Below are 9,688 nucleotides of genomic sequence, written 5' to 3'. Positions count from 1 at the left end.
CCCCGGCGGCGCGAGTTGGTCGGCCTGACGGCCGACGCGGTGGGGGTTGGGTCGGGCGGGGTCGGCGTCCACGTGGTCCCGGTACGCGATGGGACTAAGGCGAGCGGAGAACCTCCGTACCCACCGCGTCCACAGGGTCGCCGGTACGCGGGTTGAGCCGGGCGGAGAACGTCGGTATCCACGGCGTTCGCCTGGTGCACCGGCACGCGGTGGGGTGGGGTTGGGCCGGGATGGCGAAATGCGGGCGGTGTGCTGGTGCGCGGATAATGCGTGCGGGAACGTACGGTGACGAGCCAGGCGTTGGACGGGCGCTGGGTTTTCGTACATGCGCAGGAGGGGTTGTGCACCGCCATCACAACGGCTTGAAGACGGCGGTGTTGCTCGGTGGGTTGTCCGGGATCATCCTGCTGGCTGGGTACGCGCTCGGCGGCACCACCGGATTGCTGATCGCGCTGGCGATTTCCCTGGTGGTGAACGGGGTCAGCTACTTCAACTCGGACAAGATCGCGCTGCGGTCGATGCGGGCCTACCCGGTCAGCGAGGCGCAGGCGCCCTGGTACTACTCGATGGTCCGAGAGCTGGCGACCGCCGCCCGGCAGCCGATGCCGCGGTTGTACGTCAGCCCGACGAACCAGCCGAACGCCTTCGCGACCGGCCGCAGCCCTCGGCACGCGGCCGTCTGCGTGACCGAGGGCATCGTGCAGGTCTTGGAGAAACGCGAGCTGCGGGCCGTCCTGGGCCACGAGCTGTCGCACGTCTACAGCCGCGACATCCTGACGTCGTCGGTGGCCGGCGCGCTGGCCAGCATGATCACGTACTTGGGCTACCTGGCCTGGTTCATCCCGATGGGCGGCTCCGGCGACGACGACCGGCCAAATCCGCTGGTCGGGCTGGTGATGCTGATCCTCGGCCCGATCGCGGCCGGGCTCGTACAGCTGGCCATCAGCCGCTCCCGGGAGTACGAGGCGGACGCCGACGGCGCCCGGCTGAGCGGCGACCCGCTGGCGCTGGCCGGCGCGCTGCGCAAGATCGACATGGGCGCCGCCTCGCTGCCGCTGCCCGAGCAGTCGAGCCTGGTGTCCACCAGCCACCTGATGATCGCCAACCCGTTCCGCGGCGGCGGCCTCACCGCGCTCTTCTCCACCCACCCGCCCATGCCGGAGCGGATCCGCCGGCTGGAGGAAATGGCCGGCTACCGCCGCTGACCGCTAGCGGTAGTTGGTGAACTGCAGGGCGATGCCGAAGTCGCCCTCTTTGAGCAGGCTGATGACGCCCTGGAGGTCGTCCTTCTTCTTACCAGTCACCCGGAGCTGGTCACCCTGGATCTGCGCCTGCACACCTTTGAGACCGGCGTCTCGTACGGCCTTGGCGATCTTCTTGGCGTTCTCCGACGAGATGCCCTGCACGATCGTCGCCTTGATCTTGTAGATCTTCCCGGACACCGCTGGCTCATCGGCGTCCAGCGCCTTCATGCTGATGCCACGCTTGATCAGCTTCTCCTTGAGAACGTCCAGGGCCGCGCTCGCGCGCTCCTCCGTCGACGCTTCGATCGTCAGCGCCTCCTCGCCCGTCCAGGCCACCGACGCACCCGTACCACGGAAGTCGAACCGGTTGGACAGCTCCTTCGACGCCTGGTTGAGGGCATTGTCGAACTCCTGACGGTCGACCTTGCTCACCACATCGAACGACGGGTCTGCCACCGCTACCCACTCCCTTTCGCACTGACGGCGGGGCCGGCGTGCAACCGGTCCCGGTACGTTCGTTATCCTGCCTCAGGCCGGTGCGTACGGGCCGAGTGACCCACTGGGCACCCGGCGTGGGCGTGCTGGCAAGATCGACAACTGAACACGCAAGATCCCTGGCGGGTTGCCCGAGTGGTCAAAGGGAGCGGTCTGTAAAACCGCCGGCTCAGCCTACGTTGGTTCAAACCCAACACCCGCCACCAGCTGTGAACGGCTCCTGACCTCCGGTCCGGAGCCGTTTTCTTGTTGCGGTCATTTTGCCTCCGGCGTGGTCAGCAGCCGGCGGTGCAGTTCCTCGGTCATGACGTGGATGGCGCGGGTCAGCTCGGTGTTTGTCTTGAGCTCCAACTCCTGTTCGACGAAGTCGTGGTCCGCCTTTATCTGCTGGAATTCGGCCTGCCGGTTCTGGCCGATCATCACAAACGTGGACAGAAAGATCGCCTCGAGCGACACGACGAGGGTCAGCGTGGGCCAGGGGCTGGGCTCGATGAACAGCATCCAGAGGCCGAAGCCAATCGCGTGGATGTAGACGAACATCATCGAGCCGGCGAACTTGGTGATGGCGTCCGCGACGCGAAGTTGGATGCTGCTGGCCCGCTTCGCGAGGTGCTCGACGACGGCCGGGTGGTGCAGCGGCGTGGCAGCGGCGGTGGACGTGCTCATGTGGCAGCTCCTTCTTGTTGGCTGACGTAAAGGATCTCGGTTTCGGCTTGTCGCCGCTCGGCGACACGAGTCTTTTGTCTGCCCTTTTGGGGCCGCGCCGGCACTGTCCTCACCTTTACTGTGTCGCGCATGGGATTGTCTGTGACCGTTGGTCTTGAACAAAGTTTCGTCGGCTATGACGACGAAGGCGTTGAGTACGCCCGAAAGTCGATGGCTCTGCTCAGCGAGGGGCTGGCCACCGAGGGCATCGTCTGGGCGGAGCCAACGCCGGCACCGCTGTCCGGAAACCGGGCCGCGCTGGACGGTTTCTCGTACTCACTCATCCACTACCTGCGCCGCGTGCACGCCCGGATCATCCTGGAAATGCCGGTGCCGCCGGTGTCCAGCCCGGACGAGCTCTCAGCGGACGATGACCTCGTCGACGAGGTGGCGATGGACTTCACGTCACATCTGATCTACCACTCCGATTGCGACGGCACGTACGTCCCGGTCGACTTCCCGGAACCGGTCGAGGTGGACAGCGTCCTGACCGGGTCAAGCCAGCGGTTGCTCGCCGAACTCGTGGACTGCGCGGAGCCGCTCGGCATCGTCTTGACCAGCGACGGCACTCTTTCCGACGCGGAAGCGGCCCGGGTCGCCGCGGTGCCCGAAGACCACCCGTTCCGGATGGAATGGGAGGTCTGGCTCACCCTCCATGAAGCGGCCCGCATCAGTGTCGCGACCGGCCACGCGATTGTTTTCCACTAACTACCAACGGAAGTCGAGAGTGGCTTCGAGTCCTGGTACGCCGTGGAAATCGGTGGGCAGCAGGCTGAGGCTGGTCATCTTTTCCTGACCAACGCGGGGCATCGCGCTGACGTGGTACGCGTCAGCGCTGATCCGGCCGAGCCACGTACAACCGCCGCCCGGATGGTGCCGGAGAATGTCGTAATACCAAACGGTGTTGTCCAATTCCCAGGTCAGTCGCAACTGGGCGGCCGTACGCGCCGAGTTGACGGCCGACTTTTCCAGCGCGAAGCCCAAAGGTTTGGGTCCGGGGCGGCAGCGGCCGGGAGCGTCGATGATCAGCTCCCCCAGGCGTACGAGGCAGTCGTGGACGCCCGTACGGCTGTGAACGCCAACCGAGAGAGCGGCGATCGTACGATTCGCGAACCTCCCAAGGTCGACCGTCGCGCGGGTCCACCTGCCGAGATTTTCGCGCACCGCGCCGGACAACGGGAGCCACTCGGTGGCGCCCGCCCGGTCCTGAAAAGTCAGCCCCAGGCTGACCAGGCTGCCGGCATTGGCCTGGTAAACGAGACTGGCCGTTAATGCGGAGCCACCCACCGAGATCGCGGTCTTATACAGCCGCACCTCGGTTCCGTTCGCTGGGCCCAGCTTCCCGGAGATAGTCACCGAATTGCCGCCAGTGAATGCGGTCGTGTGGTCGTAGTCGACCGTCAGCGCGGAGCCGTTGCCGCCAGCGTACGGCTTGGTCCACCACTGCCAGGTCGGCAGCAAGTCCTGGATGCCGGCATGGAACCAAGGTGCGTCGCCAACTTTGTCGCCGTTGAGATAGAACGCCGTGCCCTGGCCGGTGCCGAATCGAGTCACGAACGGAACCGAGCCGATCACCGACCGCTCGGCGAAGAAATTCGCGGCCCCGAAGTTGGCGCCCGCAGGCACTGGTGCGGCCGGATTTTTCGCCGCACCTGACCAAAACCGGCGCTCGTAGTCGTAGGTCGCCGCCGCGATGGCCGGGACACTCGGGTCGGCCGCCTGCTGTCGGCTCCAGCGAACGGTGTCCTGCACCGCGTCGAACATCGCCACGCTCGCCTTGGCCGGCGCGCTCCCGTTCGCCGGCACCGGTGCGGTCGCCTTGGCCCAGTATCCGGTCGGGTCCACCGGCGGCTGGCCCTGCCACCCGCCGCCTTCCATTTCGATGCCGAAAAACGCCGAGTTCAGCAGGTCAAGGCCAGCCTTCTTCGCTTGCGTGACACTGCTGTCGACCTCCGGCTGACCCCACCAGTAGTTCAGGAAGATGGTGTCGCAGTGCCCGTCCAGCAGCCAGCCTTCGTTCACCGCGGTGAGCGCGTTCTGGTACGACAGGTTGCCGTCGACGCCGAGCGAGTCATACCACTGCAGGTGGAAGGTTTTCAGCCCCAGCTGGGAAGCACGCGCCTTCATCGCACCGAACATCGCCATGATCTTCGCGACCTGCGCGACTGGCACCGACTCCTCGAAGTTCAGGAAGTAACCGTCGAAGCCGAAAAAAGCGGCCAGATCGACGAGTTTGTCGCCCACCACAAACCGGCCACTCTCGTCCTGCGCAAGGAAACCGTGCGGGTCGCCAGCCGACATGTACGGGTTGCCGATCGCTCCGAGGGCGATCACGCCGTTGCGGTGGGCAGTGTCGACGTATGCCGGGTTCGGCAGGCAGGTAATCGACTCGTTCGAGGCCGGCCAGCCACTAAAAATGTCCTGATACTGGGAAAACCGCGGCACATAGACGTTGACCGAGGTGCCATACCGTACGTACTGGAATTCCGCGGCCTTGTCCGCATGCTGAGTGGTCACCGCATAGTCGGTGCCGTCGGAGGGGTTATAGCGGGCCTGGTCGGAGGTCAGCGGCATGTAGACCTGCGACAGGTTCGTCGCCCGGGTCCGCGGGTCCAACGCGGGCTGCGCCTGAGCCTGGGTCAGCGCCGGAATCCGTGCCGCCAACGGCACCCGGGATCGCCAGAACTTCGCATCCGGGTCCTTTTCCGGCACGTACGCCAGCAAATCAGCGATTTTCGCCGACGTGTCCACCTCGAAACCCGGAAAACCGCCTGCCGTACCCGGCCAGACCGGTGCGATGCTACCGGCCGCGGCCGGCTCGGCGGCCCACGCCGGACCCGCCATCCCCGCAACCAGGCCAGCGGCGCCTGCCGCCACGAGGAATCCCCGACGGCTGAGACCTCCGCGCCGGACCTCGTCGTCATTCCGAGCTTGCGGTGCTGACATCGGCGTTACCCCCAGCGCGACGCGTCGGACGTCCACTTAATCGCTTTAGCTAAGGTGGTTCCGCCGGGCCTGTCAAGGCCGCACCCTAGCTCGGGAACTTGAGCGGCAGTGCGAAAGTGGGTGCCTTCTGCCAGCGGTGGGTCGTGGCCCCCGAGGAACTGATGTCCCTCAGCTGCGATTTGCTCAGGTCGAGCACGATGCGCCCGCCGCGAGTGTCGGCGGGCACCAGGAAGGTGACCGGCACAGGTGTGATCCCCGAAGTGTCCAACAGGATGGTCGTACGGGCATGCCGGTCGGCGGGCACCACCGCCCCACTGGGCAGATGGAAGGAAAACGCGGTGGAGTCGTCGCACTGAACTTCGGTCGGATAGAGAAAGCTGCCGTAAAGGACGGGTGCTGGCACGGCGAGGAAAGCCTTTCCCGGAGGCGCCCAGCCGTTGCCAGGAAAGTAGTTGACGATCGATGCGACTTGTTTGCTGGTCGACAGTCCGACGGAAGCGGAGATTTCGGTGGTCACTGGTTGGCCATAAAAGAAGGCCGTCGCCGTCGCTGATCCCGTCCAGGCGGCGTCGGACTGGAACTGTTGGTACGGATTGTCGATCACTTTTGCCGTCCGCAGGTCCATCTCGGCCATCCGGCCGGCATCGACCAACTGGAGACGTATTGGCGTCGTCGGCGCCGCGCCCACCACAATCACTTGGGTTGTCGAGGAATTCTCCGACAGCGGCAGGTTCTTCAGGTCGGTCGACTGGTCTCCCACTTTGAGCTTAACGACAACAGGGTTTGCCTTGCCCGGTGGAAAAGCAGCGTAGGTGACCATCTGATCAACGGCCGCGACGAGCAGTTTCTGGCCGGGCCGCGCTCGTATCGCCGACGTGTGCAGATCCGCCGCCTCGTGGGAGTCGAGTTCATCCCCGACCGCCGACCACGAGATGCCAACACTGCCGTGCGGGCCGGCCAGTTGCGCTTCTTTCGTGTAGTTCCAACCACCAGGGTTCGGCGGGGACAACGGTGTGGTGGTGACCCGCAGGCCTGACCACTCCGGACTCCGGGGCGGTATCGAGTTCTCGACGATGAGAACCACCGAACCCGTACCGACAGCGGCCAGTACGGCCACCCCCGCGGCACCCTTGATGACCGCTCGCCGCGACCTCCGTCGCCGTTCGGCGGCGGCCTTTTCAGTGGCCAGCCGGTGAATCTCGAGCAGGTGCTCGGACTGTTGCACGCGTTGCGCCAAAGCGGCCATGACCGCCGGCGGGAGCCAGGGGCCAGCCGGGCTCGGTGGCGCGGACACCAAAAGGAAGTCCAACAGCGGCTGGGCCGTCGGTCGCCGCTCGGCCTGTTTGTCCAGGCAGGCAAGGGTAATCTCGCGCAGCCAAGGGGTATCCAGGCCAGTGAGGTCTGGTTCGGTGTAAAGCGTTCGGTAGATCTGGGCGGGCATCGGGCCATCGCCGCCAAAAGGTTCCCGCCCAGTCGCGGCATACGCCAATACGGCACCAAACGAGAAGACGTCTGAGGCGGGGCCCGTCGCTTGACCAGCGGCTTGCTCGGGGGACATGAATCCCGGCGAGCCGACCAGGAAACCGGTCTGGGTGAGCTTGCTCGCGTCCAGCGCGCGGGAAATCCCGAAGTCGATCACCCGTGGCCCGTCGGCCGCAAGCAACATGTTGGAGGGCTTGAAATCTCGGTGGACGAGACCCACCGCGTGAATGGACCGGAGTGCTTCGGCCAGACCTCCGGCGAGCGTACGCACGCTTTGGACCGGCAGTGGACCGAAATCGCGGACCGCCTCATCCAACGCGAGCCCTGCCACGTACGCGGTGACAAGCCAGGGCTGGTCGGCGTCTGGGTCAGCATCGATGACGGGCGCGGTAAAAGCACCGCTGACCACCCGAGCCGCGGCAACCTCACGGTGGAATCGCGCGCGGAACTCCAGATCCCCGGCAAACCGGGCCCGGATAACCTTGACAGCCACCAAACGGCCGCTGGGGGCACGCCCGAGATAGACCACGCCCATCCCACCAGCGCCCAGCCTGCCGAGCGTCTCATAGCCCGCGATGAAGGCCGGATCAGTGCCAGTCAACGGTTCCATCACCGCACCGCCCTCAGCGCGACGATGCCCGCCCCCGTTTGGACGTAGATCAGCTCCCGGCCAGCGATCGTCAGCTCGCCAAAGTCGGAAAGCTCCCGGGTGTCCAGCACCTTTCCGGTGCGGGCGTCCACCGCGGCCAACTGTTTGACATAATTTTCGTCCTGGATGACGTAAACAACGCCATTGAGCACTGCCGGCGCACCGTTTGGCACGTTCGGGTTGGACACATCCAGCTCCCACACCTTCTTCCCGGAGGCGGCGACCAGCCCGAAGGCTTTGTCCTTGCTGCCATGGAAATAGACCATCCCGTCGGCCTCCGTCGGCTGGGTGCCGGCGCCAAACTGGTCATCTTCGGCGCCAACCGGGAAAGCCCATCTGAGTTTTCCACTGGTGGCGTCGTACGCGTGCAGAGTGCCACCCTGCGCTCCGAGGTAGAAGGTATTGCCCACCAGCACCGGCGCGGCAACTGGCCCCGTCGTTTGCCAACTCACCTTTCCGCTGGCGGCGCCGATCGCGAGGAACCGACCTTGGTTGCCATAATAGAAATGATCACGGCCAGCGAGAAACTTCGCGTCCAGGGAAGAACTTGAACCCGTCTGGTAAGACCACACCTGTTTCCCAGTGCGCGCGTCTATACCATGGATCGCCATTGTTCCGTCGTCCACTACACCAACGATCTGGCCGCACACCAGTGGCGGTATCAGGCCGCTTAGGGCGAGGCCGTGCCAGCGCTCAACCCCCGTGCGGGCATCAACGGCGGTGAGAGAGTTGTCGGGAAGGGGACCTTGGTAGTAAAGAGTGTCGCCCGAGACTGTCGCCGGGCCGTACCACGCGTCACTGTTAGCCCAGGCGCTCCGACCGGTAGTCGCGTTGAAGACGTTGGTCTCGTTGCCAGTGAAAACATAAACATTTCCATTGGCCACCACGATGTCGGGTCGGTCGGGATATTCCCTGGTCTTCGCCGTCCAGAGCTGACGCCCCGTCTGGGCGTCCAGGGCATACAGGTTGTCGGGCGCGGTGAAAACGAAGGCCAGGTTGCCGGCAACCACCAGATGCGCGCCTTCTTCGTCGAAGCTCCATGGATATCGCACGGAATGCTTGACTGCCACGAACGTGCTGCAACCGCCGATACAGGCGGCCACGCCAGCGAGGCCGAGAGCGCCCCGAAAGAGCGTGCGCCGGCTGATCAATCGCCCGAAGGCGGTGTCATCGGCCGAGACGTAAGGCCGATAGCGGGCCGGCAGAGTGGCGTTTTCGGCCGTACGAGTCCGATCCGCGATCTCGACCAGCACCGCCGGCGGCAGCCAGTGACCACCGGCGGCGGCCACCTGCCGCACGATCGGCTCCATCCCTTGCATCACTCGTTGCAAAGTTGGCCGCACAGCCGGATCTTTGGCGAGGCAATAGGCCAAAAACTGCCGAAGATGCTCATCGGGCACCGCTGCCAGACTCGGTTCTTCGTTGACTACCCGATAAAGCTGAGTGTGGGCCGGCCCATCTCCGAACGGCCCGGCGCCGGTGGCGGCGAATGCCAGCACGGCACCGTACGAGAACATGTCGCTGGCGGTGCCGACCTTTTCACCGAGTGCCTGCTCAGGCGAAACGTACGCTGGTGAGCCCAGCGGCTCGGCCGTACGGGTGCGGGAACTGGCGCCAGCCAGGGCGGCCAGACCAAAGTCGATCAGCCGCGGCCCGTCGGTGAGGAGCATGACATTCGATGGGGTCAGATCATGGTGCACAATCCCGGCTCTATGGACCGCCGCGAGCGCTTCGGCGAAACCAGCGGCGAGCATCCACACCGTCGCTGCTGGCAGCGGCCCATGCCGAGTCACCGTCTCCTGCAAGGAAATGCCGGGCAGGTACGCGGTGGCCAGCCACGGCATGGTCGCCGTGTCGCTGACATCGGCTTCCACCATCGGCGCGGCAAAGGCGCCGGCCAGCACGCGGGTGGCATCGACCTCCTGACGGAAACGCTGCCGGAACGCGGGTTCGGCGGCGAGTTCCTCGTCCATCACTTTCAGGGCCACCAGCCGGCCGCCAGCGGAACGGGCCAGATAAACCACGCCCATGCCGCCCGATCCAAGGCGCGACAACAACAGATAGCCGCCAACCGCCCGCGGATCGGTCCCTGTCAACGGCCGCACCGCGCTCGCCTCCCTTCGCTAGGCCCCATCATGACGCGCCCGCGCAATCCCTGCTTCACGTC

Annotated in this window: 7 protein-coding genes and 1 tRNA gene; 3 read left to right on the top strand and 5 right to left on the bottom strand. The window is 65.4% G+C overall.

Going from position 1 to position 9,688, the window contains the following annotated elements; all coding sequences use genetic code 11:
* Positions 1-341 precede the first annotated feature (341 nt).
* Complete coding sequence (gene htpX, locus ABD301_RS40685; RefSeq protein ID WP_344315368.1) at positions 342-1,205, top strand: zinc metalloprotease HtpX; 864 nt, start codon at positions 342-344, stop codon at positions 1,203-1,205.
* Positions 1,206-1,208: 3 nt separating this feature from the next.
* Here the strand turns inward: htpX and ABD301_RS40680 are convergent, their stop codons facing one another.
* Positions 1,209-1,700, bottom strand: a complete 492-nt coding sequence (locus ABD301_RS40680) for a YajQ family cyclic di-GMP-binding protein (protein ID WP_344315367.1) — start codon at positions 1,698-1,700, stop codon at positions 1,209-1,211.
* Between the two features lie 160 nt (positions 1,701-1,860).
* On the opposite strand from ABD301_RS40680, the gene ABD301_RS40675 reads away from it, so the two are divergent.
* Positions 1,861-1,945: transfer RNA gene (locus ABD301_RS40675), tRNA-Tyr, on the top strand.
* Positions 1,946-1,994: 49 nt separating this feature from the next.
* On the opposite strand, the gene ABD301_RS40670 is transcribed toward ABD301_RS40675, so the two are convergent.
* The gene (locus ABD301_RS40670) at positions 1,995-2,405 is read right to left on the bottom strand and encodes a DUF1003 domain-containing protein (protein ID WP_344315366.1); all 411 of its coding nucleotides are present in this window, start codon (positions 2,403-2,405) and stop codon (positions 1,995-1,997) included.
* A 129-nt stretch (positions 2,406-2,534) separates the two neighbouring features.
* Here ABD301_RS40670 and ABD301_RS40665 point away from each other — a divergent pair, with 129 nt between their 5' ends.
* Positions 2,535-3,152 (top strand): hypothetical protein, encoded by a 618-nt coding sequence (locus tag ABD301_RS40665; protein ID WP_344315365.1) that lies wholly within the window; start codon positions 2,535-2,537, stop codon positions 3,150-3,152.
* Here ABD301_RS40665 and ABD301_RS40660 read toward each other — a convergent pair whose 3' ends face one another.
* From ABD301_RS40660 to ABD301_RS40650, 3 genes are all read right to left on the bottom strand, one after another.
* Complete coding sequence (locus tag ABD301_RS40660; RefSeq protein WP_344315364.1) at positions 3,153-5,390, bottom strand: endo-beta-N-acetylglucosaminidase; 2,238 nt, start codon at positions 5,388-5,390, stop codon at positions 3,153-3,155. It lies immediately after the preceding gene.
* Between the two features lie 85 nt (positions 5,391-5,475).
* A complete protein-coding gene (locus ABD301_RS40655) occupies positions 5,476-7,482 on the bottom strand; it encodes a serine/threonine-protein kinase (protein ID WP_344315363.1) in 2,007 nt (668 codons plus the stop codon).
* On the bottom strand, positions 7,482-9,617 hold the full coding sequence (locus ABD301_RS40650) for a serine/threonine-protein kinase (protein ID WP_344315362.1): 2,136 nt from the start codon (positions 9,615-9,617) through the stop codon (positions 7,482-7,484). Before ABD301_RS40650 ends, ABD301_RS40655 begins: the two co-directional genes overlap by 1 nt.
* Positions 9,618-9,688 lie beyond the last annotated feature (71 nt).

The sequence above is a fragment of the Fodinicola feengrottensis genome (assembly GCF_039530045.1).
GTDB classification, from domain to species: domain Bacteria; phylum Actinomycetota; class Actinomycetes; order Mycobacteriales; family HKI-0501; genus Fodinicola; species Fodinicola feengrottensis.
This window is presented reverse-complemented; position numbering and strand designations above follow the sequence as displayed.

What these genes read in the sequence shown, in the direction of transcription:
- ABD301_RS40670 (WP_344315366.1), bottom strand. Translation starts at nt 2,405, where the DNA reads ATGAGCACGTCCACCGCCGCTGCCACGCCGCTGCACCACCCGGCCGTC.
- ABD301_RS40665 (WP_344315365.1), top strand. Translation starts at nt 2,535, where the DNA reads ATGGGATTGTCTGTGACCGTTGGTCTTGAACAAAGTTTCGTCGGCTAT.
- ABD301_RS40660 (WP_344315364.1), bottom strand. Translation starts at nt 5,390, where the DNA reads ATGTCAGCACCGCAAGCTCGGAATGACGACGAGGTCCGGCGCGGAGGT.
- ABD301_RS40655 (WP_344315363.1), bottom strand. Translation starts at nt 7,482, where the DNA reads ATGGAACCGTTGACTGGCACTGATCCGGCCTTCATCGCGGGCTATGAG.